The organism is Stenotrophomonas sp. STEN020 (assembly GCF_056760195.1).
In genome coordinates this window covers 36,578-60,507 of record NZ_JBRREI010000029.1, presented here as the reverse complement: position 1 = coordinate 60,507, position 23,930 = coordinate 36,578, and the positions used below count along the sequence as shown (strand labels likewise).

General features: G+C 64.0%; 19 protein-coding genes. 11 read left to right on the top strand and 8 right to left on the bottom strand.

Going from position 1 to position 23,930, the window contains the following annotated elements:
• Positions 1–139: 139 nt before the first annotated feature.
• The 7 genes from pepQ to rph form a co-directional block, all read right to left on the bottom strand.
• Positions 140–1,468, bottom strand: a complete 1,329-nt coding sequence (gene pepQ / locus ACVOLZ_RS13385; RefSeq protein WP_481516587.1) for a Xaa-Pro dipeptidase — start codon at positions 1,466–1,468, stop codon at positions 140–142.
• Between the two features lie 82 nt (positions 1,469–1,550).
• Positions 1,551–1,898, bottom strand: coding sequence for a PilZ domain-containing protein (locus ACVOLZ_RS13380; protein WP_481516584.1), 348 nt, complete (start codon positions 1,896–1,898; stop codon positions 1,551–1,553).
• Entirely contained in the window at positions 1,895–4,402 is a 2,508-nt protein-coding gene (locus ACVOLZ_RS13375) for a DUF1631 family protein (RefSeq protein WP_481516583.1), read from the bottom strand. Before ACVOLZ_RS13375 ends, ACVOLZ_RS13380 begins: the two co-directional genes overlap by 4 nt.
• Positions 4,403–4,472: 70 nt before the next feature.
• Positions 4,473–5,690 (bottom strand): radical SAM family heme chaperone HemW, encoded by a 1,218-nt coding sequence (hemW, locus tag ACVOLZ_RS13370; protein WP_481516582.1) that lies wholly within the window; start codon positions 5,688–5,690, stop codon positions 4,473–4,475.
• A 12-nt stretch (positions 5,691–5,702) separates the two neighbouring features.
• Positions 5,703–6,302 carry an RdgB/HAM1 family non-canonical purine NTP pyrophosphatase gene (gene rdgB, locus ACVOLZ_RS13365; RefSeq protein WP_481516581.1) on the bottom strand — a complete coding sequence of 200 codons (600 nt, stop codon included), beginning with the start codon at positions 6,300–6,302 and terminating at the stop codon, positions 5,703–5,705.
• Positions 6,299–6,688 carry a VOC family protein gene (locus ACVOLZ_RS13360; RefSeq protein ID WP_313173487.1) on the bottom strand — a complete coding sequence of 130 codons (390 nt, stop codon included), beginning with the start codon at positions 6,686–6,688 and terminating at the stop codon, positions 6,299–6,301. Before ACVOLZ_RS13360 ends, rdgB begins: the two co-directional genes overlap by 4 nt.
• On the bottom strand, positions 6,685–7,413 hold the full coding sequence (gene rph, locus ACVOLZ_RS13355; RefSeq protein WP_481514458.1) for a ribonuclease PH: 729 nt from the start codon (positions 7,411–7,413) through the stop codon (positions 6,685–6,687). Before rph ends, ACVOLZ_RS13360 begins: the two co-directional genes overlap by 4 nt.
• A gap of 110 nt (positions 7,414–7,523) precedes the next feature.
• Between rph and ACVOLZ_RS13350 the strand changes: the two genes are divergently transcribed.
• The 6 genes from ACVOLZ_RS13350 (at position 7,524) to ACVOLZ_RS13325 (ending at position 14,373) form a co-directional block, all read left to right on the top strand.
• On the top strand, positions 7,524–8,384 hold the full coding sequence (locus ACVOLZ_RS13350) for a YicC/YloC family endoribonuclease (RefSeq protein WP_481516580.1): 861 nt from the start codon (positions 7,524–7,526) through the stop codon (positions 8,382–8,384).
• A 309-nt stretch (positions 8,385–8,693) separates the two neighbouring features.
• Positions 8,694–9,314, top strand: a complete 621-nt coding sequence (gene gmk / locus ACVOLZ_RS13345) for a guanylate kinase (protein WP_481516579.1) — start codon at positions 8,694–8,696, stop codon at positions 9,312–9,314.
• A 124-nt stretch (positions 9,315–9,438) separates the two neighbouring features.
• Positions 9,439–9,738, top strand: coding sequence for a DNA-directed RNA polymerase subunit omega (rpoZ, locus tag ACVOLZ_RS13340; RefSeq protein ID WP_282271463.1), 300 nt, complete (start codon positions 9,439–9,441; stop codon positions 9,736–9,738).
• Between the two features lie 106 nt (positions 9,739–9,844).
• Positions 9,845–12,004, top strand: coding sequence for a RelA/SpoT family protein (locus tag ACVOLZ_RS13335; RefSeq protein WP_481516578.1), 2,160 nt, complete (start codon positions 9,845–9,847; stop codon positions 12,002–12,004).
• Between the two features lie 712 nt (positions 12,005–12,716).
• Positions 12,717–13,358 (top strand): FABP family protein, encoded by a 642-nt coding sequence (locus ACVOLZ_RS13330; RefSeq protein WP_481516577.1) that lies wholly within the window; start codon positions 12,717–12,719, stop codon positions 13,356–13,358.
• Positions 13,359–13,989: 631 nt separating this feature from the next.
• The gene (locus ACVOLZ_RS13325; protein ID WP_481516576.1) at positions 13,990–14,373 is read left to right on the top strand and encodes a RidA family protein; all 384 of its coding nucleotides are present in this window, start codon (positions 13,990–13,992) and stop codon (positions 14,371–14,373) included.
• 58 nt (positions 14,374–14,431) lie between these two features.
• Here ACVOLZ_RS13325 and ACVOLZ_RS13320 read toward each other — a convergent pair whose 3' ends face one another.
• Positions 14,432–15,469, bottom strand: a complete 1,038-nt coding sequence (locus ACVOLZ_RS13320; protein WP_481516575.1) for an AraC family transcriptional regulator — start codon at positions 15,467–15,469, stop codon at positions 14,432–14,434.
• A 117-nt stretch (positions 15,470–15,586) separates the two neighbouring features.
• On the opposite strand from ACVOLZ_RS13320, the gene ACVOLZ_RS13315 reads away from it, so the two are divergent.
• From ACVOLZ_RS13315 to ACVOLZ_RS13295, 5 genes are all read left to right on the top strand, one after another.
• Positions 15,587–16,822 carry a parallel beta-helix domain-containing protein gene (locus ACVOLZ_RS13315; RefSeq protein ID WP_481516574.1) on the top strand — a complete coding sequence of 412 codons (1,236 nt, stop codon included), beginning with the start codon at positions 15,587–15,589 and terminating at the stop codon, positions 16,820–16,822.
• A gap of 9 nt (positions 16,823–16,831) precedes the next feature.
• Positions 16,832–18,019, top strand: coding sequence for an SO2930 family diheme c-type cytochrome (locus ACVOLZ_RS13310; protein ID WP_481516573.1), 1,188 nt, complete (start codon positions 16,832–16,834; stop codon positions 18,017–18,019).
• 36 nt (positions 18,020–18,055) lie between these two features.
• Positions 18,056–20,506 carry a TonB-dependent receptor gene (locus ACVOLZ_RS13305; protein ID WP_481516572.1) on the top strand — a complete coding sequence of 817 codons (2,451 nt, stop codon included), beginning with the start codon at positions 18,056–18,058 and terminating at the stop codon, positions 20,504–20,506.
• Between the two features lie 237 nt (positions 20,507–20,743).
• Complete coding sequence (gene recG / locus ACVOLZ_RS13300; protein WP_481516571.1) at positions 20,744–22,873, top strand: ATP-dependent DNA helicase RecG; 2,130 nt, start codon at positions 20,744–20,746, stop codon at positions 22,871–22,873.
• A 65-nt stretch (positions 22,874–22,938) separates the two neighbouring features.
• Positions 22,939–23,877 (top strand): nucleoside hydrolase, encoded by a 939-nt coding sequence (locus ACVOLZ_RS13295; protein ID WP_481516570.1) that lies wholly within the window; start codon positions 22,939–22,941, stop codon positions 23,875–23,877.
• The last annotated feature ends 53 nt before the right edge of the window (positions 23,878–23,930 follow it).

Below are 23,930 nucleotides of genomic sequence, written 5' to 3'. Positions count from 1 at the left end.
TTATTGTGGGTTGTTGGGGCTGGTTTGGTCTCATAGCTAATGCAAACGGTTGTAAACCCGGTGTTGGCGTACCCCGGGGGCCATGGGGCGCCGGGGGTTAAAACACCGGGCCAATTATGGCCCCCCCCCCCCCCCTGCATCAAGCCTGTGCAGCAAATTCCGGGCGGGTCAGGTTGTCCGCTTCGCCGTCGGTGCACAGCACCTCGTCCTCGATGCGAACGCCACCATAAGGACGGAAGAAATCCACGCGATCCCAGTTGATGCTGGCCGCGTTGCCGGCCTTCTTCACTTCGTCCAGCAACATGTCGATGAAGTACAGGCCCGGCTCGATGGTCACCACCATGCCCGGCTCCAGTACGCGGGTCATGCGCAGGTAGGGATGGCCGGCCGGACGCTCTACGCGGCCGCCGTCTTCGCCGGCCGCAAAGCCAGCCACGTCATGCACCTGTGCGCCGATCAGATGGCCAATGCCATGCGGGAAGAATGCTGCGCTCACACCCGTCGCCAAGGCGGCTTCCGGCGAAACCGTGATCACGCCGAAATCCTTGAGGATGCCCATCAACGACAGGTGTGCATCGATGTGCAGTTGCTTGTAGTCGAAGCCGGCGCGTACTGCCGCGCACATCTTCAGCTGCGCAGCATCGACCGCATCAATGAAAGACTGGAACTCGTCGTGGCCGGCCGCTGCATAAGTGCGGGTGATGTCGCTGGCGTAGCCATACGCCGAAGCGCCAGCATCGATCAGGAAGCTGCGCAGCGGCTGCGGTGCCTGCTTGCCCAGATCGGTGTAATGCAGCACGGCAGCATGTTCGTTGAGGCCGATGATGTTGCCGTAGGGCAGCTCGTTGGCGTCCTGGCCGACGGCGCTGCAATAGGCCATGTGGATGTCGAACTCGCTGGCACCGGAACGGAACGCTGCTTCGGCTGCGCGGTGGCCGCGCACCGCCAGTACCTGTGCCTGGCGCATCAGCGCGATCTCGTACGGCGTCTTGTAGCCGCGGTGCCATTCCAGGTAATTGATCACCGCCGCCGGGTTGTTCGGGGCAAAACCGCCCAGCGCGCTCTGCGCTTCGCCGAGGATGGCGCAGCGGCTCGGATCGGCGGGAAGCAGGGCCAGCGCTTCGTCCGGCTTGCGGATGATGTGGATGTCGAAATGCTCCACCCACCAGCCGCTCGGAGCACCCGGCACCACGTGCCAGTAATCGAAGGGCTGGTAGAACACCAACGTCGGGCGCTTGCCTGGGGTGTGGATCAGCCAGCTGTAAGGCAGCTTGGTCAGCGGCAACCAGGTCTTGAACTGCGGATTGACCGCATACGGGTAATCGCGGTCGTCGAACACCTGGTAGTGCTGGGTGCCGCTGGGAACCACCAGGTGATCAAAACCACCACGCGCCAGCGCCGCGTCGGCGCGGCGGATCATTTCGCCGAGGTGGTGGGCGTACAGGCTGCCTGGATCTTGCTGGTTCATCGCGGTGGCTCGCTGGGACATGCGGAATGCAGGCCCCAATTTTGCCGCAATCAGCCGGTTGCTGCTGTGCCGTTTTCGGCACTCAGGCTGCGGGGATGCTGCCTTCGATCCACCGCGCCAGACGCTCGCGATGGGTTTTATCCAGGGTCAGGAAGCGGAAGCCGGCCCATGACTGCTCGGGTGCGTGGGTGGGCTCGCACCACAATAGATGTACGCCAACGTCGATCTGCAGGTGGCCGCCGCGGCCATCGGGGATCGGGAACTGCAACTGATACAGGGCGTCCTCGTGCATAGGCACGGAGGTGATCAACAGCATGCCGGTTTCGGATACGTTGCCGAGTCGGCCGATCTGGGTGCCGGTCATCTGGTCGCGTACCTGCACCAGTTCGGGTACCTGCAGGCGTGGTGCACGCCGGGTATTGGTGATCATGCGGACTCCCCGCTATTGGAGGCTTGACCGGCGATCGAGCGCAGGGCGCGCACGGTGGCCTGCCAGGCGCGGTCGATCAGACGGCCCTTGTCTTCGGTGACGATGCGTAGCTGGCCCTTGGCCATCAGCCGCGACATCGCGTCGAGTGAGTTTTCCGAGACCTTCTGGCCACGCTGATTCACGAACAAGGCGTTGCCGGTGATCAGGCTGTACCAGGACAGGCGCTGGCGACGGTTGTCGCCTTGCTGGTTGACGGTGAATTCGAACCAGGTACCGAACGGCAGGGTGCGCAGCTGGCGGTAATGCGCTTCCTCCTCCTCGGTACGGGTAGGCTCGACTTTCTTGCGCCGCTCTTCTTCCTCCGGCTCGCCAGCCTCGCCCAGGCGGCTGCGCGCCTTGAGTTTGGCGGTCAGCTCGGTGCGCGAGGTGATCTCATCCTCACCGCCGGGCGTGGACAGCCGGCGCGAGATGGCTGCAGCTTCATCCTGGTGGTAACCCACCTGCAGCAATGATTGCTCGATCTCCTCGCCGAAGCTGACATCGGCCGCGCCACCGGGCGGTAGGCCGGTGATCTCGCTGATGCGGCGGGTGGCCTGCTCGCGTTGTTGCCACTCCTCCGAGCCCTCGCCCTGGCGCAGCAGGGTGAGGGTAAGCACGTCGGCCCATGCCTTGCGCAGCAGGGTCTGCACGAACTTGGGTGGCTCGGTGGTCTGGCACAGATCATCGATGGTGCTGTTGGCCAGCTGTTTGGCCGCCTCCAGTCGTTCCTTGCCGCGCGCGGCGTCGATCTGCCGGCGCTCGGCCATCTCCGCGCGGCGGGCCGCCGAGCGCAGATGACCCTGGATGATGTCGTTGGCTTCGACGAAGACGGACTCGTCGCCCTGGTAGTCGTTGACGACCTTGTTGACCGCGTCCTTGAGCTTGAGCAGCAAGAGCGGGTCGCTGTCTTCATCACTGAGCCAGACCGCGCCGGATTCGGCGACGGCATTGAGCAGTTCGCGTGCCGGGTGCTGGTCACGCAGGAAGAACTCCTGATCGCTGATGGCGGCGCGGGCCAGCGGTACCTGCAGGCGTCGCAGCAGATCGGCGGCTGGGCCTTCGCTGCGTACCTCGCGCTGCAGCTCGGTGTAGAGCATGCCCAGCAGGTCCATGGTGTCGCCGTCCTGCACCGACAGCGTCGCGGCAGGGCCGTGCTCGGCTTTGACCTGCGCCATCATCGCGTTGCGGATGTCGGCCATGCTGTGGCGGCTACCGGAAGACGAAGCGGCTGTCTGCAGCTTGCCCAGTACGTCCATCGCAGTCTGGGTGGAGACGGGCTGGGCAGGAACGCCTGCACTGTTGGCGTTGGCGGCAGTGAATGCAGTTGTGCCGGCAGCTGCTGTTGAACCTGTGGCGCCGTGCTGTGCCTGTGCTTGCAGTGCGGCAAAGTCGGGCATGCCACCAGTACCGGCGGATGCGCCTACGGCACGGCCGGCAGCTGTATCGCCAGTATTGCCTCCGCCTGCACCTGCACCTGCACTCAACGTAAGTGCGTGGCGGGCGGCATCAAGCAGGCTGTGCAGGCTTTCCATCGGCGGCATTGCGCCGCTACTGGCGGGCATCTGCATCGGTGCGGCGCTGGCCTGGGGAGGCGCTACTGCTGGGCTGCTCAGCAGTTCATTGGAAATATTGGCCCACGATGCAGCCGGAGCCTGGCCTTGCCAGCTGGTCAGCGGGGTTGGGCCGCTGCTGCGAGGCCCGCTGCCGCCAGCATCGACCTGCCCGCCGGCAGCACCCGCGCCGCGTGGTGCAGAGGGGCGGGGGAGATGCGGGCGATACACCAGCCCTGGAAGCACGCCTTCGCGTTCCAGCAGGATGTTCAGGCGATCGACCAGTTCGGCATGACGCGTCATTGCCATGCGTTCGAATACCTGGAACAGCACCAGTTGGGTATCAAGGTTGAGCTGCATCTGCTCGCCGGCGTCGCGCACGGCCCGGCATTGCGCGTAGGGGCCGACCGGCAGGCGCTCGGGATCAAATGCTGGTTGTGCGGCCAGTACTGCAAAGCGCTGCCCCAGCAACAATAGTGGGCTGGGAGCGCGGAATGCCTCGCGTCGTGCCATTTCGTGCAGCACGATATCGCGGTCGATGTCGGTGTCCTCGACCAGCGTCATCGACTTGAATGTCGCCGCGTGTGCTTCCTGGTCTGGTCTGGGCGGATCCTTGAAGCTCGCCACTTGCGAGGCAAGTGCATCAAGAAACAGATCAGGGAACTGTTCCATGTGCTCGCGCAGTACCCGCAGCTGGGCATAGATGTCGGACTGAATCTGGCTGTTGTGGGCCAACTCCGCGCGTTTGAACATGGCGCGTTCCAGCTCGATGGCGGTCAGCTGCAGCGGCGTGCGCAGGACTTCATCGGTGGCCAGGAAGATACTTTCCAATAAGTGACGTACGCGGGCAGATACCGGCGCAGTGGCGATCCTTGCCATGGATTGGCTGGATGAGCGTGGTGCGGTGCCTGACATCCTGTGTTCCTTCCCCCTGAATGGGCGTTTTCTATCATTTATGTGATGTAACGGCCACTTTTTGCGGGTCTTACGTCAGGAACAACTCCACCACATCGTTGGTGAAGCGGCGACCAAGCTCAGTCGGGGTCCAGTATTCCCCGTCATGGGTGAGCCAGCCACGCTCCACCGCCATTGTCAGAGAGGGTAGAAGCACGCTTCGTGCCAAACCGGTGCGCGACTCGAAATCGCGCAGGCTGAAGCCCTCGTGCAGGCGCAGCAGGTTGAGCATGTACTCGAACGGCAGCCGTTCCGGGCTGATCACGTCATCGCCGCCGATGCTGGCCAGACTGCCGGCAGTGTCCATGAAGGTCTGCGGGTGCTTGTGCTTCCAGCGCCGCAGCACGTGCTGCTCGGCGCCGGAGCTGATCTTGCCGTGGGCGCCAGCGCCAATGCCCAGGTAATCACCAAAGCGCCAATAGTTGAGGTTGTGCTGGCATTGCCAGCCGTCGCGGGCGTAGGCACTGACCTCGTACTGGCCATAGCCGCGTTCGGCCAGCAGGGCCTGGCAGTGTTCCTGGATGTCCCAGGCGCTGTCTTCGTCAGGAATGCCTTGCGGCGGCCGGGCGAAGAACACCGTATTCGGCTCCAGCGTCAGCTGGTAGTGCGAGATATGGGTGGGATCGAGGGCGAAGGCGCGCTCGAGGTCGTACTCGGCCTGGGCCAGGGTCTGCTGCGGCAGCGCATACATCAGGTCGATGTTGAAATTCTTGTAGCCGGCGTCCTGCGCCAGTTTGACCGCGCGCTCGGCTTCGTTGCTGTCGTGGATGCGGCCCAGGCGCTTTAGCGCTTCGTCGTTGAAGGTCTGGATGCCGAAGCTGATGCGGTTCACGCCGGCGGCGCGGTAGCGATCGAAGCGGCCGTGTTCGGCTGTGCCCGGGTTGGTCTCCAGGGTGACCTCCAGATTCGGCGCAAAGCGCAGCCGCGCGCTGGCTGCCTGCAGGAAGCGGTCGATCGCCTCCGGTGGGAACAGGCTGGGCGTGCCGCCACCGAAAAACACGCTGCTGACCACGCGCCCCCACACCAGCGGCAGGTCCTGGTCCAGGTCGCGGATCAAGGCATCGATATAGGCATCGAACGGCAACTCGCCCTTGCCGGCATGCGAGTTGAAATCGCAGTACGGGCATTTGCGCACACACCACGGCAGGTGTACGTACAGCGCCAGCGGCGGTGGCACCAGCTGCACACCTGTCGGTACATCGCAGCCGCAGGCGTCATCGTGGGTGTGGAGGTGGGAGTGCGTGTTCATCAGCGAGGTATCTCAGCGTGCCAGTTGCGCGGACAACTGCTGGACCAACAACTGCAGTGCCTTGGCGCGATGACTGCGGCCGTTCTTCTGCGCCGGTTCCATCTGCGCGGCGGTCAGGCCGAGTTCCTCATCCAGGAACACCGGGTTGTAGCCGAAGCCATTGCTGCCGCGCAGTTCGTCGATGATGCGGCCTTCCCAGCTGCCTTCGCAGATCAGCGGCTGCGGATCATTGGCATGGCGCAGCAGCACGATCACTGCGTAGAAGCGCGCCGTGCGGCGTTCGGCCGGCACATCGCGCAGCGCATCAAGCAGTTTGGCGTTGTTGGCAGCATCGTCGGTAGGGCTGCCGGCATAGCGCGCGCTGTACAGGCCGGGCGCACCGTCCAGTGCATCGACGATCAGGCCGGAGTCATCGGCCAGCGCCGGCAAGCCGGTCACCGTGCAGGCGTGGCGGGCCTTGATCAGCGCGTTCTCGACGAAGGTCAGGCCGGTTTCCGGCACATCGTCCACGCCCAGTTCGCGCTGCGGCACGATCTGCAGCGGCAGGTCGGCCAGAATGGCCTGCAGTTCTTTCAGCTTGCCGGCGTTGCCGCTGGCCAGTACCAGTTTCATTGCTTGGGCTCCAACAAGTCCCAGGTGTTGCCGTACAGGTCGCGGAACACCGCGACCGTGGCATAGGGTTCATCGCGCGGGGCTTCGAGGAATTCCACGCCCTGCGCGAGCATTGCCGCGTGGTCGCGATGGAAGTCGTCGGTGTGCAGGAAGAAGCCAACGCGGCCACCGGTCTGGTTGCCGATGCGGCTGCGCTGCTCCTCGTCGCTGGCACGCGCCAACAGCAGCGCGGCGGCGCTGCCATCGGTGGGGCCGACGACCACCCAGCGCTTGCGGCCCTGGTCCAGGTCCTCGAGCAGCTGGAAGCCGAGCTTGCCGGTGTACCAGGCGATGGCTTCGTCGTAGTCGGCGACGACGAGGGTGACCAGGGCAAGGCGCCGGTTCATGCCTGCGCCAATGCCGCCTGCTGGGCGTCGAACAGCTCGCGGATGCCCTTTTCGGCGAGCACCAGCAGCGCGTCCAGTTCATCGCGGCGGAAGGCGTGGCCTTCGGCCGTGCCCTGCAGCTCGATGAAGCCGCCGCCGTCATTCATGACGATGTTCATGTCGGTATCGCAGTCGCTGTCTTCGGGGTAGTCCAGGTCCAGCACCGGCTGGCCCTTGTAGACGCCGACCGAGACGGCGGCCACGGCACCGAACAGCGGGTTGCGCTTGATCTCGCCGCGCTTCATCAGTAGGTTCACCGCGTCCACCAAGGCAACATAAGCGCCGGTGATGGCGGCGGTGCGGGTGCCACCGTCGGCCTGCAGCACGTCGCAGTCCAGGGTGATGGTGCGTTCGCCCAGCGCGTTGCGGTCGATGCATGCGCGCAGGGTGCGGCCGATCAGGCGCTGGATTTCCAGGGTGCGACCGCCTTGCTTGCCGCGCGCGGCTTCACGGTCGGAGCGAGTGTGGGTGGAGCGCGGCAACATGCCGTATTCGGCCGTGACCCAGCCTTCGCCCTTGCCACGCAGGAAGCCGGGGACCCGGTTCTCGACGCTGGCGGTGCACAGCACGCGGGTGTCGCCAAAGCTCACCAGCACCGAGCCTTCGGCATGGCGGGTGAAGGAACGCTCGATGGTGACGGTGCGCATCTGGTCGGCCTGGCGGCCGCTGGGACGGGAAAAGGTCATGGGGGATCCGGTTAGTACGAGGTGAACTGGCGGGCGTCTGGGTGGTTGAGGCACCAGCGTCCAGAGGTGGCTAGGGTACCATTCGCCCTTTGAAACACATCGGAAAGCACATGATTCGGAGCATGACCGCCTATGCCGGCGGCGAACGCATCACCGCGTGGGGCACCCTGGGCTGCGAACTGCGCTCGGTGAACCACCGGTTCCTGGAAGTTGGCGTGCGTCTGCCCGAGGACCTGCGTGCGCTGGAACCGCAGCTGCGCGAGCGTATTGCCGGCCGGGTCAGCCGCGGCAAGCTCGACCTGGTGATGCGCCTGCGCGCACCGGAAACCGCCACTTCGCTGGCAGTCAATGAAGTATTGGTCGATCAGCTGGCTGAATTGGCACAGCGCCTGCACAGCCGTTTCCCCGGGATGCAGGTGGGTTTCACCGATCTGCTGCAGCACCCCGGTGTGCTGCGTGCCGAGGCGACCGACAGTGCTGCGCTGCATGCCGAAGCATTGGCTCTGCTGGAAGAGACCGTAACCAGCTTCGTGCAGGCGCGTGAGCGTGAAGGCGACAAGCTGGCCACCGCCATCAGCGAACGTGTCGATTCGGTCGAGCGCATTGCCGGCGAAGTGCGCGAGCTGATCCCGACCATCCGCGAAGGGCAGCGGGTCAAGCTGGCCGCGCGTCTGGCTGACCTGCCGCACCCGGTTGACCCGGGCCGCGCAGAGCAGGAGCTGGTGATGTGGCTGCAGAAGCTCGACGTGGATGAAGAGCTGGACCGCCTGGACAGCCATATTTCGGAAATCCGCCGCGTGCTGCGCCAGCGCGAGCCGGTGGGCCGCCGCCTGGACTTCTTGCTGCAGGAGTTCAACCGCGAAGCCAACACCCTGGGCTCCAAGTCGGTGGATGCACGCACCTCCAACGCCGCTGTCGAGCTGAAAGTGCTGATCGACCAGATCCGCGAGCAGGTCCAGAACATCGAGTAAAGGGTAGTGCCGAGCCATGCTCGGCAAGGATCAAACGTAGTGCCGAGCCATGCTCGGCAAAGCCATCCCAGGTACCAGGCATGCTCGGCAGAGGCCTTATCGGTAATGCCCTGCCGAGCATGGCTCGGCTCTACAGGTGGTGCTCCAGCCGAGCATGGCTCGGCACTACAGGTGGAGCTCCAGCCGAGCATGGCTCGGCTCTACAGGTGTAGCCGCTCCCCGTGGCAAACGGGGGCCATCAACCCCCGATCCTGCACAGACCGGCCCACGCCGGTACAATGCCGGGCCATTCCGACGTTGGCCCACCGCATGCGTGGCACCCTCTATATCGTCGCTGCCCCATCCGGGGCCGGCAAAAGCAGCATCGTCAACGCCACTTTGGCGCGTGACCCGCACATTTCGCTGTCGATCTCCTTCACCTCGCGGGCGATGCGCCCGGGCGAAGAGAACGGCAAGCACTACCACTTCGTCTCCGCCGCCGAGTTCGAGCAGATGATCGCCGCCGGTGATTTCTTCGAACACGCGCTGGTGCATGGCGACTGGAAGGGTACAGCCCGGCAGTCGGTGGAGCCGCAGCTGGCTTCCGGCAAGGACGTGTTGCTGGAAATCGACTGGCAGGGCGCACGTCAGGTACGTGAGAAGGTGCCGGGTGCGGTCAGTGTGTTCATTCTGCCGCCGTCGCGACAGGCGCTGGACGAGCGCATGCGCAAGCGTGGCCAGGACAGCGAGGCGGTAATGGCCCAGCGCCTGGCTGCCGCGCGCGAGGAAATGCTGCACTACGACGAGTTCGACTACGTCATCATCAACGAGGATTTCGACACCGCCGTCGGCGAAATGTGCTCGATCTTCGCCGCCAGCCGGCTGCGCTGCGAACCCCAGCAGCGACGCCACGGCGAGCTGATCGCCTCGCTGCTGGCCCCTGAAAACTGAGCAAGTGGTTGATCCGCAAGGGGCTGTTCAGGCCTTGACTTGATTCCAGGGCCGGTCTGCCCCTACAATCCGTCCCCTTTCCCTCATTCGATCGAGCGGCCGTTGCAGGTCGCCGGGAGCCCGCATGGCCCGCATTACCGTAGAAGATTGCCTGGAAGTCGTTAACAACCGTTTTGAGCTGGTCATGATGGCGTCCAAGCGCGCCCGTCAGCTGGCCAATGGTGTCCAGGCGACGATCGACAACAGCGAGAGCGAGGACAAGCCGACCGTGTTGGCGCTGCGCGAAATCGCTGCCCGTCGCATCGACAACGAGCTGATCGAGGAAGTCGAGAAGTCCGAGCGCGAGCGCATCGAGCGTGAAGCACTGGAATGGGCAGCCGCTGAAGTGGTCGCCGATGAAGACATGTCCAAGAACGACGATTGATTGTTGCTTCGGCATTGATTGATGTTGTCTGCAAACAGCCCGCCAAAAGCGGGCTGTTTGCGTTGTAGGAATTGCCGTGGAACGTCCGCTGGCATAGTCTGCTGACATGAACCCAGGCCCTTCCGCCCAGGTAGCCACGCCCGCGGGCGGGGTGGTACCTGATTACGTACTGCAACTCGAACGCGCAGCCAGCTATCTCCCTGCCGAGCAGCTGCCGCTGTTGCGTCGTGCCTGGGAAGTCGGGGCGGCCGCGCATGCCGGCCAGACCCGTAAATCTGGCGAGCCCTACATCACCCATCCGGTGGCGGTGGCGCGCATCCTGGCTGAGCTCGGCCTGGATGTTGAAACGCTGATCGCGGCGATCCTGCACGACACCATCGAGGACACCCCGCTCACCGGCGAGGAACTGGCCGCCGAATTCGGCCAGGCCGTGGCCGATCTGGTCGAGGGCGTCACCAAGCTGGACAAGCTCAAGTTCCGCGACCGCCAGGAAGCGGCGGCGGAGAGCTTCCGTAAGATGCTGCTGGCGATGTCGCGCGACCTGCGCGTGATCATGATCAAGCTGGCCGACCGCCTGCACAACATGCGCACGCTGGGCGCGCAGAGTGCTGAAGCACGGCGCCGCATCGCCACCGAAACACTGGATATCTACGCGCCCATTGCCCAGCGCCTGGGCATGAACCTGATCAAGTCCGAGCTGCAGAACCTCGGCTTCCGCGCGTTGTATCCGTGGCGCCACGCTATCATCGAAAAACATATCCGCAGCCAGCCGGTGGTGCGTCGTGAGTCGATGGCGCAGGTGGAAGTACAGCTGTCGCAGCGGCTGGCGCGCGAAGGGCTGGAACACCGCCTGATCAGCCGCATCAAGACGCCCTGGAGCATCTACACCAAGATGCGCGAGGAGAACAAAAGCTTCGACCAGGTGATGGATGTGTTCGGCTTCCGCCTGGTGATGCGCAACGTGCCCAACTGTTACCACGCACTGGGCGGCGTGCATGCCGCGTTCAAACCGCTGGACGGGCGCTTCCGCGATTTCATCGCCATCCCCAAGGCCAACGGTTACCAGTCGCTGCACACGGTGCTGTTCGGGCCGTACGGCTCGCCGATCGAGGTACAGATACGCACCGAGGAAATGGACCTGATCGCCGAACGCGGTGTGGCCGCGCACTGGACCTACAAGTTCGGTGGCGACGGCCCCAACAGCGCGCAGAGCAGGGCGCATGCGTGGATCGTGGAGCTGATCGATTCGCAGCGCACCGCAGGTTCGTCGCTGGAGTTCCTGGACAACGTCAAGGTCGACCTGTTCCCGGACGAGGTCTACCTGTTCACCCCCAAAGGCAAGATCCTGGCGCTGCCGCGCAATTCCACCGCGCTGGATTTCGCCTATGCCGTGCACACCGACGTGGGCAACCGCGCGGTGGCCTCGCGCGTGGACAAGAAGCTGGTGCCGCTGCGCACGCGTCTTGTCAGTGGGCAGACGGTGGAGATCATCACCGCGCGCTCGGCCTCGCCCAAGCCGCAGTGGCTGGAATTCGTGGTCAGCAGCAAGGCGCGTACCGCGATCCGCCACCAGCTCAAGCAGCTGGAGCACGAGGACGCCGTGCAGCTCGGCCACAGCATGCTCGACCGCGCGCTGGAAGCGATGGACAGCTCGATCGAGCGCTTGCCGAAGGGGCGTTTGGACGCCTTCCTCAACGAACACCGCTACCCGCGCCTGGAGGCCTTCCTGGCTGATGTGGCGTTGGGCAACTGGATGCCGACCCAGGCTGCACAAGCACTGATGTCGTATGCCGAACTGCGTGCCAGCGGCGTCACTCATCGTGCCCAGGAAAAGATCCTGATCAACGGCAGCGAGCGCGGCGTGGTCAGCTTCGCCAACTGTTGTCAGCCGATTCCGGGCGACGACATCATGGGTTACCACACCGCCGGCAAGGGCATCGTCGTGCATCGACTGGACTGCCCGAACCTGGCCGAGCTGCGCAAGACGCCGGATCGCTGGGTGCCGATTGGCTGGGATACCAGCGTGGTCGGTGACTACGACACCGCACTGGTGGTCGAGGTGGAAAATGGCACCGGCGTACTGGCGCAGCTGGCCGCCGCCATCGCCCACAGCCATTCCAACATCGAGCGGGTGGATTACCTGGACCGCGATTTCAACGCAGCGGTGCTGTGCTTCAACATCCAGGTCCGCGACCGTAAGCATCTGGCCGAAGTAATGCGTCGCCTGCGCCGCCTGCAGGTAGTGCAGTCCGTCCGCCGCCAATAGGTAGTGCCGAGCCATGCTCGGCAAGGGGCCTTACCAACACAGCAGGGGCACCTGTGGGAGCGGCGTAAGCCGCGAAGCTTGCACCGCTTGAATTACGGCGCTGTCCGCAATCTGCTGGATCATCAGCTTCGCGGCTTATGCCGCTCCCACAAGACGATGTCGGGTTTACCGGTAACACCCCAGCCGAGCATGGCTCGGCTCTACCTGTATTCAGCTATCCACAAAGACTGTGTCCTGCTGCATACACAAGCTGTGGATAAGGCCGCGAAGCCCTTGTGCCACGGCCATCTGCAAAACATGGTGATATTTTGTCCACGAGCTGTGGGCAACCCGCTGTAGTGCCGAGCCATGCTCGGCAGGGGCATTACCGGCAATCTTCAGGTTTTGTAGGAGCGGCGTAAGCCGCGAAGCTGGCAGCACTGAAGCTACCGACATGCCCGCAATATGATTGATTTCTAGCTTCGCTGCTCACGCCGCTCCCATAAGCGGACAGGTCAGCGGTGAAGCCCCAGCCGAGCATGGCTCGGCTCTACCTATCCACACAGACTGTGTCCTGCTGCATACACAAGCTGTGGATAAGGCTTCGCAGCCCTTGCGCTGCGGGCCTCTGCAAAACATGGTGATATTTTGTCCATCACTTGTGGACAGGTAGGGGTGAGCCTGTAGCGCGTTCTGCGTACCATGGCCGGGATCTCAACAAGGCTGTACCCCCATGACGACGTTCCCGGAAGACATCTATACCGAACCCACCGCCGATACCAATACGCTGGCCAACCTCGGGCCGCTGGCGCCAATGGCCGGCATCTGGATCGGCGAGCGCGGCATGGACGTCAATCCCAAGGCCGATGGCCCCGAGCGGCAGGCCTATATCGAACACGTTGAACTGCAGCCGATCGACGCGCAGCCGAACGGGCCGCAGTTGTTCTATGGGCTGCGTTACCACACGCGCATCCACAAGCCCGGTGAAGTGGAGACCTTCCACGATCAGGTCGGCTACTGGCTGTGGGAGCCGGCGACCGGCACGGTGATCCAGACGCTGACCATTCCGCGCGGGCAGACCGCGATGGCGGTGGGGAAGGCGGCGCCCGATGCTAAGCGCTTCCGCCTGCGTGCCGAGCGCGGCTCGACGACCAATGGAATCAGCTCCAACCCATTCCTGGAGCACGCGTTCCGCACCGACAGCTACGAGATCGAGGTCACCATCAATGACGACGGCAGCTGGTCGTACGAGCAGGAAACGGTGCTGATCATTCCGGATCGGACCGAGCCCTTCGCGCATACGGATCGCAACACGCTGCGCCGGATCGGCGAGCCAACCCCCAATCCGACCGCACAGGCCGAAGCGGCCGCGTAGTGCCGAGCCATGCTCGGCAGGGGCTTTACCGACAAAGCAGGCCACTTGTGGGAGCGGCGTCAGCCGCGAAGCTGACATCGCCCGAATCATGGAGCCGCCTGCAATCTGCCGGATCATCTGCTTCGCGGCTGACGCCGCTCCTACAAGTGCAGCATGGAGCGCTATCCACACAGACTGTGTCCTGCTGCATACACAAGTTGTGGATAAGGCCGCGCAGCCCTTGCGCTGCGGACCTCTGCAAAACATGGTGATATTTTGTCCACGGGCTGTGGATGACGCGAATGTAGTGCCGAGCCATGCTCGGCAGGGGCTTTGCCGACAGAGCGCCGTAGGAGCGGCGTCAGCCGCGAAGCTGGCGTCGCTGGAATCACCGGCTTGCCCGCAGTCTGCGGGACCATCAGCTTCGCGGCTGACGCCGCTCCTACACAGCTGCGTTTTGTTTGCCGGCCACGCTATCCACACAGGCTGTGCCCTGTGGTGCCTACAAGCTGTGGATAAACCTCGGCAGGCCTTGTGCCGCAGTGCTTTCAATCTGGTGGTGATATTTTGACCAAGGCCCGGCCAGCCCGGTCAGCTGCCCGCCAAGCTGGCGACGCTACAATGGTCCACCTTTTCCAGACTGGAGCTGTCCATGTCCCGCCAGATCATCAACACCGCCAACGCCCCGGCCGCCATCGGCCCGTACTCGCAGGCCGTGCGCGCCGGCAACACCGTGTATTTCTCCGGCCAGATTCCGCTGGACCCGGCGACCGGTGAAATCGTCTCTGGCGACGTCACCGCGCAGGCCCGTCGCGCCTTCGACAACCTCAAGGCCGTGGCCGAGGAAGCCGGTGGTTCGCTGGACAAGATGGTGCGCCTTGGCCTGTACCTGACCGACCTGGGCGAGTTCGCCAAGGTCAATGCGGTCATGCAGGAGTACTTCCAGGCCCCGTTCCCGGCCCGTTCGACCATCGAAGTGTCGGGCCTGCCGAAGGGCGCCGCGTTCGAAGTCGACGCGATCATGATCATCGACTGATCTATCGCAGCGTATATGTGTGATTGCAGATGCCCGGCCAACGCCGGGCATCTGCGTTTCAGCCAGGATGCTGGCGGGTTTCGCTGGGGGTGTGGCCGGTCCAGCGCTTAAACGCGCGGCGGAACTCGCGCGCGTCGTTGAAACCCAGTTGGTTGCCGACCGCGGCAATGCTCAGCTCCGGGTTCTGCAGCAGCTCCAGTGCCAGTTCTGCGCGCAGCCGGTCATGCACCTCACTGAAACTGGTTTCCTCATCGGCCAGCTGCCGACGCAGGGTGCGCTCGCTGGAGTGCAGCGCTTGCGCCACATCGCTCATCTGCGGGTTGTCGCGCAGGCGGGTGCGCAGCAGGCGTTCCAGCACAGCGGTGGTCTCACCGCGCATCGCCTGCGTGGCCAGTTGCGCGCGGCATAGCGACAAGGCCTGTTGCGAGGTCACCGGGTTGTAGCTGGCAAAAGGCAGTTGCATCCAGCGCCGCTCGACCACGATGGCGTTGCGCGGCTGATTGAAGTTGGGTTCGCAGCGGAACACCGCGCGGTACGCATCCAGTTTGGCCGGGGCTGGGTAGCTCAGTTCCAGCCGCACCGGGCTGAAAGCATCGCCGGCCAGTTCACGCCCCAGCATCAGGATGCTGGAAAACATTTCCTCGCACAGGAAGGGCAGCAGGTCATGCGCCTGCTCCGGTGCGGTGGCGATGATGGACAGGGTCTCCGGCTTGCTGTCGTCCAGCACCAGGTCCATCAAGGGGCCGAGGTTGCGCTGGTAGTCCAGACCGATCTTCACTGCGTCGCCAAAGGTACGCGCGGTCTTCATCGCCAGCCCGAGCAGGCCGAAGTTGCCACCGTTCTGGGCGCCGCCCATGGCTAGCCCGGCGGCATCGATGGGGAGCGTAGGAAGGGCACGGCGGATCACCTCGTATGCCTGCCGATAGGAAATGCGGGTGCGCGGATCGTTGAGCTGCTCGCTGCTCAGGTGCAAGCCGGCCAGCCAGTTTTCAGTGTCCACGCCCAGTTCGCTACCCAGCAGCAGCAAGCCACTGAGCATGTTGGTTGGCACGTTGGCGATGGCCAAACGGTCGCTGCCCGGATTCCTGCGATGCATTCAAGCCCCTCCAGCTTGTCCGCTTTGCCCCCCCAAGTATGCCGTTCTTGCCCTTCGCGTGAACACTGCCTGAAGGCCAGACTGCGCCCAACATCTGCCACCGTATGGGAGCACGTCATGCAGCGCAGCATCACCTGGGCGGTCTCCGCCACCTTGGCCGTCATGGTCGTCGGCTGCCAGAAGCAGGCCGAACAGGCACCAAGCGTGGCTGCGGCCGACGGGGCATTCGCGGCCACGCTGCAGGAGCGCCTGCTCGATGCCAAGCCCGGCGATGTGATCGACATCCCGGCCGGTCGCCACCAGTTCGAGCGCAGCCTGAGCCTGCGCGCCGACGGCGTGACCATCCGCGGCGCCGGCATGGACCAGACTGTGCTCAGCTTCAAGGGCCAGAAGGCCGGTGCCGAAGGGCTGCTGGTCAACGGCGACAACTTCACCATCGAGAACCTCACCATCGAGGACTCCAAGGGCGACGGGCTGAAGATCAGCGAGTCGGAGAACATCACCATCCGTGGCGTAAAGGTGCAGTGGACCGGCGGTCCCAGCACCAAGAACGGCGCCTATGGCATCTACCCGGTACTGACCAAAAACGTACTGATCGAGAACACCATTTCCATCGGCGCGTCCGATGCTGGCATCTATGTTGGCCAGTCCGATGGGGTGATCGTGCGCAACAGCCGTGCCGAGCAGAACGTGGCCGGTATCGAAGTCGAGAACACCCGCAACGCCGACGTGTACGACAACGTCGCCACCGGCAACACCGGCGGCATCCTGGTGTTCAACATGCCGGGCCTGTCGCAGCAGGGCGGCAATATCCGTGTGTTCAACAACAAGGTCATCGCCAACAACCATGAGAATTTCGGTGCCAAGGGCACGCCGGTGGCCAGCGTGCCTGCCGGTTCGGGCATCGTCATCAACTCCAACGATGACATCGAGGTGTTCGACAACGAGGTGCGTGACAACGCCACCACCAACATCATCGTCTCCAGCGTGTACTCCACCGGCTACAAGGACAGCAGTGCCTCGCCCAATTTCGATCCGTATCCGGAACGCATCTACATCCACAACAACACCTTGTCCGGTGGTGGTGACTCGCCCGACGGTCTGGACCTGAAGGCGCTGAAATTAGCGATGTATGGTTTGACCGGCAACTTCCCCGACGTGCTGTGGGATGGCTATTACAACAAGGAGCGGATGGTGGACGGGGTCAAGGTCGGCCCGCAGATCTGCCTGCGCAACGTCAGTGGCGTGGTCAACGCCGATGGTCCTGGCGGTTACAAGAATCCGAGCAAGGATGCCAAGCCGTTCGAGTGCGATCTGCCGCGCTTGCCGGCCATCGATTTGAAGCGTGGTTGAGGCCTGGGCATGCGCAATCTGATGGTGAGGGTGATTGTGTTGGTCAGCACCTTGCTGATGCTGGTTGCCTGCGGCAAACCAGCGGCAGTGCATTTCTTCGAGCAAGGCCAGCCGGCGACGCTGGATGAGTGGCATGTGCTGCGCATCCGCGATGGCAAGCTGTCGCTCAATGATGGCGTGGTGCCGTATGACCTGAACACGCCGCTGTTCAGCGACTATGCGCACAAGCTGCGCACGGTGTGGATGCCGAAGGGGCAGGCGGCCGGCTACCAGCCCGAGCATGCCTTCGACTTCCCGGTCGGCACCATTCTCAGCAAGACCTTCTACTATCCGCTGCCGCCGACTGGTGCAGCCGATGGCAAGTCGGTGGCGCGTACGCCACCGTCGCAATCCTCATTGCACGAGGAGAGCCTGGACCTGTCCAAGGTGCGGCTGATCGAGACCCGGCTGCTGGTCCACCGCAAGGAGGGTTGGGTAGCCTTGCCCTATGTCTGGAACCCGCAGCAGACCGAGGCGACCTTGCAACGCACCGGCGCCAGCGTGGATCTGGAGCTGGTTGCGGCGGACGGCTCGCGTGAAGCACTTGCCTACCAGGTGCCGGACCAGAACCAGTGCGGTGGTTGCCATATCACCGACAACCGCTCGCGCAAGCTGCTGCCGATCGGCCCCAAGGCACGCAACCTCAATCGCGATTTCGACTACCTCAGCGGCCACGACAACCAGCTCGCGCATCTGGCCAAACTCGGCTATCTGAAAGACCTGCCTGCACCGACGCAGCTGCCGCGTGCAGCCGATGCCACTGATCCTGCCGCGCCGCTGGAGGCGCGGGCGCGCGCCTATCTGGACGTGAACTGTGGCCATTGCCATAGCCGCACCGGCCCGGCCATCACCTCCGGCCTGTGGCTGGACGCACCGACCCGGGATCACCTGAAACTGGGCATGTGCAAGCAGCCGATCGCAGCGGGCAAGGGCACTGGCAATCGCCGCTACGACATCCAACCGGGCGATGCGGATGCCTCGATCATCGCCTACCGCATGGACAGTGATGACCCGGCGGTGATGATGCCGGAGGTCGGGCGGGCGGTGGTGCACAGCGAAGGCGTGACCTTGATCCGGGAATGGATCAACGCGCTGGAAACAAACTGCGACACGGCTGGCGAAGGCCAGCCCGGCAACACGGGCCCGCCGGCGGTCTGACGCCGGCATACACCTCACTGCGTGGGAGAGAACGCGATGCGAGTGAAGCAACGGAATCTGGTAGTCGGACTGCAGCGGGCCTTGGCCGGGCTGATGGTAGTGGGGGCAGTTGCCCCGGCAATGGCACAGTCGGCGACGGAGGATGCTGCCACCACGCTTGATCGCATCACAGTCACCGCGCAGAGCCGGCAGCAGGAAATACAGGATGTGCCGATCGCATTGCAGGTAGTCGATCAGAACCTGCTCAACGACGTAGTCGCTGAGAATCTTGGCGACATCGATTCGCTGGTGCCGGGACTGGTGATCAGCGCGGTGCAGCCGACCCAGCCATCGTTCCGGCTGCGCGGCGTGGAGACCGACGACTTCGGTATCGGTACCGACCCTGCGGTGGGCATCTTTGTTGATGGCGTTTACGGCGGACGTGGCGGCGGCGTGTTGCTGCCCTTCGTGGATGTGGAACGTATCGAAGTGCTGAAGGGCCCGCAGGGCACCTTGTTCGGCCGCAATACCGCTGCCGGTGCGATCTCGCTGGTGACCCGGCGCCCGCAGGCGCAGACCGAGGCGCGCGCCACTGTGCGCGTCGGCAACTACGGCAAGAAGTACGCCGATGCGATGTGGAACATCCCGACCGGTGACAACTCGGCGCTGCGCTTCAATGCACTAATCAACACCAGTGATGGTTGGTTCCAGGACGGCGCCACCGGCAAGGACCTGGGCGGCGAGAACGTCTGGGCCACCCGCGCAGCCTGGCAGAGCCGCTTCGGCGACAACACCACCGCCTACATCACCTGGGACCACGAAAGCCTGGACCAGAACGGCCGTGTCACCACCGGCATCGTGGCCTTGCCGGCCTATCCGGCGCGGCCGCCAGTACCGGTGGACCCGGACGACTATCTGGACCCGCGCAAGATCAAGACCTACAGCGATGCCGATAATGCCGAATGGCGCACCTTCGACGGCGTCAGCCTGATCGTCGACCACGCGCTGTCCTGGGGCAATTTCACCTCCACAAGCTCCTGGCGCAAATACGACTCCACCAACCACACCGAGGAAGACGGCACCAACCGCTTCGACCTGTACGTGGATTCGAAGAACACCGAGAACAACGAAACCTTCTACCAGGAGTTCAAGTTCTCCGGCAGCAATGAACGCTTCGATTGGGTGGCCGGTGCCAGCTACTTCAATGAAGACGCGCGCCAGACCAGTGAGGTCAATACCAATACCGAGGCGGTGGACAACATCATCCGCAACATGGGCGTGGCCTATCAGCTGGGCATTCCCGATGGCAGCCTGTTCAACTTCACCTCGATGCTGGCGCAGATGAACGGGATTCCGATTTCGCTGGTGGGCGAGAAATGGAACGAGCGCTTCAGCAACACGCTGGGCACCACCTCGTACGCCGCTTTCGGTGATGTGATCTGGAAGGCCACCGATCGCCTCAACCTTACCTTCGGCCTGCGTTACACCCGCGACGAGAAGGACTTCACCTGGCTCAATACGCCGCGCAATGCGCCCGGTCTCGAAGCCAAGCTCGGCACGCTGGAGGCGCTGGGCTTCTTCCAGGCACTGGCGGGCATGGGCATTCCGATCACCCGTGAGCTGCTGACCTTCGACATGGCCTTCATCGACCCGCCGGCTATGGTCAACAAGGGCAAGCTGGTGCGCGACAAGAAGAGCTGGAGCGACTGGAGCCCGCGCTTCGTCGTCGACTACCACCTCAATGACGACACCATGGTGTTCGGCTCGCTGGCCAAGGGCTACAAGGCCGGTGGCTTCAACGCGCTGCAGATCGGTCCGGCGTTCGAGAACGAGGATGTGTGGAATCTGGAAGTCGGCCTGAAGCAGAGCTTCGACCGCTTCTCCTACAACGTCTCCGTCTTCCACTACCAGTACGACAACCGCCAGGCGATCCGTTTGATCGATCCGGACCCGAACAACCCGGTCGACATCCCGGTGTACGTGTTCGACACCAGCGACCTGCAGGCCACCGGTGTGGACTTCGACATGCGCTGGAAGGTCACCGACGGCCTGACCCTGGACGCGGCGGCCGAATGGATAGATTCCAAGTACAAGAACTACGTGACCCCGGAAGGCGTTGATCTGGATGGTGCCCCTACCGGTGAGCCGCGCTTCACCGCCTCGGCCGGCGCGGTTTACGTCGCCGACCTGGGCGGCAACGGTCAGCTGCGCTTCTCACTGCGGCATGCCTACCGCGGTGCGACCCGCTGCAATGAAGGCTCCAACCTGCAGGGCGACTGCGGCATCAGCAAGGTGCTCAACATCGGCGAATCACAGCAGCGCACCGATGTGCGTGTTGGCTGGACCTCACCGTTGAAGCATTGGAACTGGGCGGTGTACGCCAACAACGTATTCGACAAACAGTACGTCCGTGGCCTGAACACCTATGGACGCGACCCGCTGGGCGTAGTCGGCGCAACCATCACCGATCCACGCACATACGGCCTGGAAATGACCGTGAAGTTCTAACGCTTCAAGCCCCTCTCCCTGCGGGAGAGGGGTTGGGGGAGGGCAGTTCCGTAGAGCCGAGCCATGCTCGGCTGAGGCTCTAGCGGGAAAGCCCCTGCCGCGCATGGCTCGGGACTACGGGGTACATGAAGGCGCCAATAGACAAGCAGTAGCAAATCAGCACTTGGGGAGTAGGAAACCCCGGCGTCCAACCACGCCGGGGTTTCTGTTTGCGACGCATGGCGGCATCCTTATGCAATGTCTGCACGCCGTGACCTCGCCACCCTCGATCTTTCCACCGAACCACTGAGCCGTCTGGCCGGGGTCGGGCCACGGGTGGCAGCCAAGCTGGAAGCGCGCGGCCTGACCACCTTGCAGGACCTGTGGCTGCACCTGCCGCTGCGCTATGAGGACCGCACCACGCTATTGCCGATCCGCGCGTTGAAGGCCGGCATGGCTGCGCAGGTGGAGGGCAGGGTGGAAGCGGTGGAGCGTGGTTTCCGCTACCGGCCGGTGTTGCGGGTGGCGATCAGTGACGATTCCGGCGCCACCCTGGTGCTGCGCTTCTTCCATTTCCGCGCCGCGCAGGTGTCGCAGTTCGCGCTCGGTCGGCGTCTGCGCGCCTACGGCACGCCACGCGCGGGCCAGAACGGGCTGGAGATCGTGCATCCCAGTTATCACGTGCTTGGCGACGGCGAGGAGGCCGCGCTGGGCGCGGTATTGGACCCGGTGTACCCAGCGGTTGAGGGCATCGGCCCGGCCAGCCTGCGCAAGTTGATCGGGCAGGCACTGGATCGCCTGCCTGATGCGGCCGCATTGGAGTTGTTGCCGCCAGCCCTGCTTGCCGGCATGGGTCTGCCGTCATTGCGCGAAGCGATGCTGACCATGCACCGGCCGCCGGCCGATGCCGACATCGGCGCGCTGGGCGCGGGCACGCATCCGGCGCAGCGGCGCTTGGCGATGGAAGAGCTGCTTGCCCATCATCTCAGCCTGCGTCGCCAGCGCATCGCCCTGCAGCAGCACCGCGCGCCGTCATTGCGCGGCCAAGACGGCCTGGTCAAAGCCCTGCGCAACTCCTTGCCGTTCAAACTTACCGGCGCGCAGCAGCGCGTGTTCGACGAGATCCGCAAGGATCTGGCGCGCGCGCATCCGATGCTGCGGCTGGTGCAGGGTGACGTCGGTTCGGGCAAAACCGTGGTTGCCGCCTTGGCCGCGATGCTGGCGGTGGAGCGTGGCAAGCAAGTTGCGTTGGCCGCACCCACCGAGCTGCTGGCCGAGCAGCATCTGACCAATCTGCGCAGCTGGTTGGAACCGCTGGATGTGCGCGTGGCGTGGTTGGCCGGCAAGGTCACCGGCAAGGCCCGTGCCAAGGTGCTTGAGGACGTGGCCAGCGGCGATGCACAAGTGGTGGTCGGCACCCATGCGCTGATGCAGGACAGCGTGGTGTTCAACGACCTGGCCCTGGCCATCGTCGATGAACAGCATCGTTTTGGTGTGCACCAGCGGCTGGCCCTGCGCGACAAGGGCGCAACCGCCGGGGTGGTGCCGCATCAGCTGGTGATGACCGCCACGCCGATCCCGCGCACCTTGGCTATGGCGGCGTATTCCGACCTGGATGTCTCGGCCATCGACGAACTGCCCCCCGGGCGCACGCCGGTGCAGACCATCGCCATCAGCGCTGAGCGTCGACCGGAACTGGTCGAGCGCATCCGCATCGCCTGCCAGCAGGGCCGGCAGGTGTACTGGGTCTGCACGCTGATCGAGGAAAGTGAAGAGGATGCCGGCCCCGGCAACGCTCGCATGGACGCGCAGGCGGCACAGACCACCTTCGAGACGCTGTCGGCGCAGTTGCCTGAATTGCGCATCGGGCTGGTGCACGGGCGAATGAAAGCAGCGGAAAAGCAGGCGGCGATGCGCGCCTTCAAGCAGGCCGAAACCGATCTGCTGGTCGCCACCACCGTGATCGAAGTCGGCGTCGATGTGCCCAATGCCTCGTTGATGATCATCGAGAACGCCGAACGTCTAGGTCTGGCCCAGCTGCATCAGCTGCGCGGCCGCGTTGGTCGCGGTGCTACCGCGTCCAGCTGCGTGCTGATGTACCAGGCGCCGCTGTCGGCGATGGCGCGTGAGCGACTGGAAACCATGCGGCATACTGCCGATGGCTTCCTGATCGCCGAGAAGGATCTGGAGCTGCGTGGCCCCGGCGAACTGCTGGGTACCCGCCAGACCGGCCTGGCCGCGTTCCGTGTGGCCGATTTGGCCCGTGATGCGGGCCTGCTGCCGACTGTGCACGATCTGGCCGCACGCCTGCTCAGCGACGCGCCGGAGTTGGCTGATCGCATCGTCAACCGCTGGATTGGTGGCGCAGTGCGCTACGCATCGGCCTGATTGCGTGCTTCCACTGTCATGGAGGCCGTGACAGACTTCATGGCCAACCAGAAGTGAAGCAGAAGATGAGCAAGAAGATACCGTTGCTGATTGATACTGATCCGGGCGTGGACGATGCGCTGGCACTGCTGATGGCCTTTGCCGATGAACACCATGACGTGATCGGGTTGACGGTGGCAGCGGGCAATGTCGGCCTTGAATACACCGTGCGCAACGCGCTGAAGCTGTGCGAAGTGGCCGGCCGCGAAGACGTGCCGGTGTTCGCCGGAACTGCCGATCCGCTGGTGTACCCGGCTGAAGATGCCGCGCATGTGCATGGCCGCGACGGTTTTGGCGATGTCGACCTGCCGTTGACTGCACGCAAGGTGGAAGCCGAGCACGCAGCATTGGCGATCCTGCGTCTATCGCACCAATATGCAGGCGAACTGCTGCTGGTCGCGTTGGGTCCGTTGACCAATATCGCGTTGGCGCTGAAGCTGGACCCGACGCTGCCGCAGCGCGTGAAGCGCTTCGTGGTGATGGGGGGCGCAATCACCGGGCACGGCAATATCACCCCGGCAGCCGAGTTCAACATCGCCTTTGATCCGGAAGCGGCGCACATCGTATTTACCTCGTTCCCGTTCATCGAAGTCGCCGATTGGGAAGCCACCATCGCCCACGGCCTGATGCACCGCGATGTCGAGCAATGGCTGGCAGCCGATACCGACAAGGCGCGCTTCTACGAACTGATCTCGCGCCAGACCCGGCTGTGGTCGGAAGACAGCCGCGGTGAGCGCTGGTATGCCGCCGATGCACTGGCAATGGCATGGGCGCTGCAGCCGGAAGGCGGCACCGTGGTTGAACGGCGGCCGCTGTCGATCGAACTGACCGGCACTCGCAGCCGTGGCGCTACCATCGTGGATTGGAACCGCCAGACCGGTGCAGCTGACAATACGGCGTTGCTGGTCGGCTATGACCAAGCCCGATTCGAGGCCCAGGTGCGCGGCGCGCTGCTAGGCCAGTAACCGTCCGGGTAAGTGGTTCAGTATGCACGACTTGCCTGGCACGGCAGGTCGTG

Excerpts from the sequence above, each read along its gene's own strand:
- ACVOLZ_RS13335 (WP_481516578.1), top strand. The coding sequence starts at position 9,845 with ATGAACCCAGGCCCTTCCGCCCAGGTAGCCACGCCCGCGGGCGGGGTG.
- hemW (WP_481516582.1), bottom strand. The coding sequence starts at position 5,690 with ATGAACACGCACTCCCACCTCCACACCCACGATGACGCCTGCGGCTGC.
- ACVOLZ_RS13350 (WP_481516580.1), top strand. The coding sequence starts at position 7,524 with ATGATTCGGAGCATGACCGCCTATGCCGGCGGCGAACGCATCACCGCG.
- ACVOLZ_RS13315 (WP_481516574.1), top strand. The coding sequence starts at position 15,587 with ATGCAGCGCAGCATCACCTGGGCGGTCTCCGCCACCTTGGCCGTCATG.
- recG (WP_481516571.1), top strand. The coding sequence starts at position 20,744 with ATGTCTGCACGCCGTGACCTCGCCACCCTCGATCTTTCCACCGAACCA.
- rph (WP_481514458.1), bottom strand. The coding sequence starts at position 7,413 with ATGACCTTTTCCCGTCCCAGCGGCCGCCAGGCCGACCAGATGCGCACC.
- ACVOLZ_RS13375 (WP_481516583.1), bottom strand. The coding sequence starts at position 4,402 with ATGTCAGGCACCGCACCACGCTCATCCAGCCAATCCATGGCAAGGATC.
- rdgB (WP_481516581.1), bottom strand. The coding sequence starts at position 6,302 with ATGAAACTGGTACTGGCCAGCGGCAACGCCGGCAAGCTGAAAGAACTG.
- ACVOLZ_RS13325 (WP_481516576.1), top strand. The coding sequence starts at position 13,990 with ATGTCCCGCCAGATCATCAACACCGCCAACGCCCCGGCCGCCATCGGC.
- ACVOLZ_RS13330 (WP_481516577.1), top strand. The coding sequence starts at position 12,717 with ATGACGACGTTCCCGGAAGACATCTATACCGAACCCACCGCCGATACC.
- pepQ (WP_481516587.1), bottom strand. The coding sequence starts at position 1,468 with ATGAACCAGCAAGATCCAGGCAGCCTGTACGCCCACCACCTCGGCGAA.
- ACVOLZ_RS13380 (WP_481516584.1), bottom strand. The coding sequence starts at position 1,898 with ATGATCACCAATACCCGGCGTGCACCACGCCTGCAGGTACCCGAACTG.
- ACVOLZ_RS13360 (WP_313173487.1), bottom strand. The coding sequence starts at position 6,688 with ATGAACCGGCGCCTTGCCCTGGTCACCCTCGTCGTCGCCGACTACGAC.
- gmk (WP_481516579.1), top strand. The coding sequence starts at position 8,694 with ATGCGTGGCACCCTCTATATCGTCGCTGCCCCATCCGGGGCCGGCAAA.
- ACVOLZ_RS13310 (WP_481516573.1), top strand. The coding sequence starts at position 16,832 with ATGCGCAATCTGATGGTGAGGGTGATTGTGTTGGTCAGCACCTTGCTG.
- ACVOLZ_RS13295 (WP_481516570.1), top strand. The coding sequence starts at position 22,939 with ATGAGCAAGAAGATACCGTTGCTGATTGATACTGATCCGGGCGTGGAC.
- rpoZ (WP_282271463.1), top strand. The coding sequence starts at position 9,439 with ATGGCCCGCATTACCGTAGAAGATTGCCTGGAAGTCGTTAACAACCGT.
- ACVOLZ_RS13305 (WP_481516572.1), top strand. The coding sequence starts at position 18,056 with ATGCGAGTGAAGCAACGGAATCTGGTAGTCGGACTGCAGCGGGCCTTG.
- ACVOLZ_RS13320 (WP_481516575.1), bottom strand. The coding sequence starts at position 15,469 with ATGCATCGCAGGAATCCGGGCAGCGACCGTTTGGCCATCGCCAACGTG.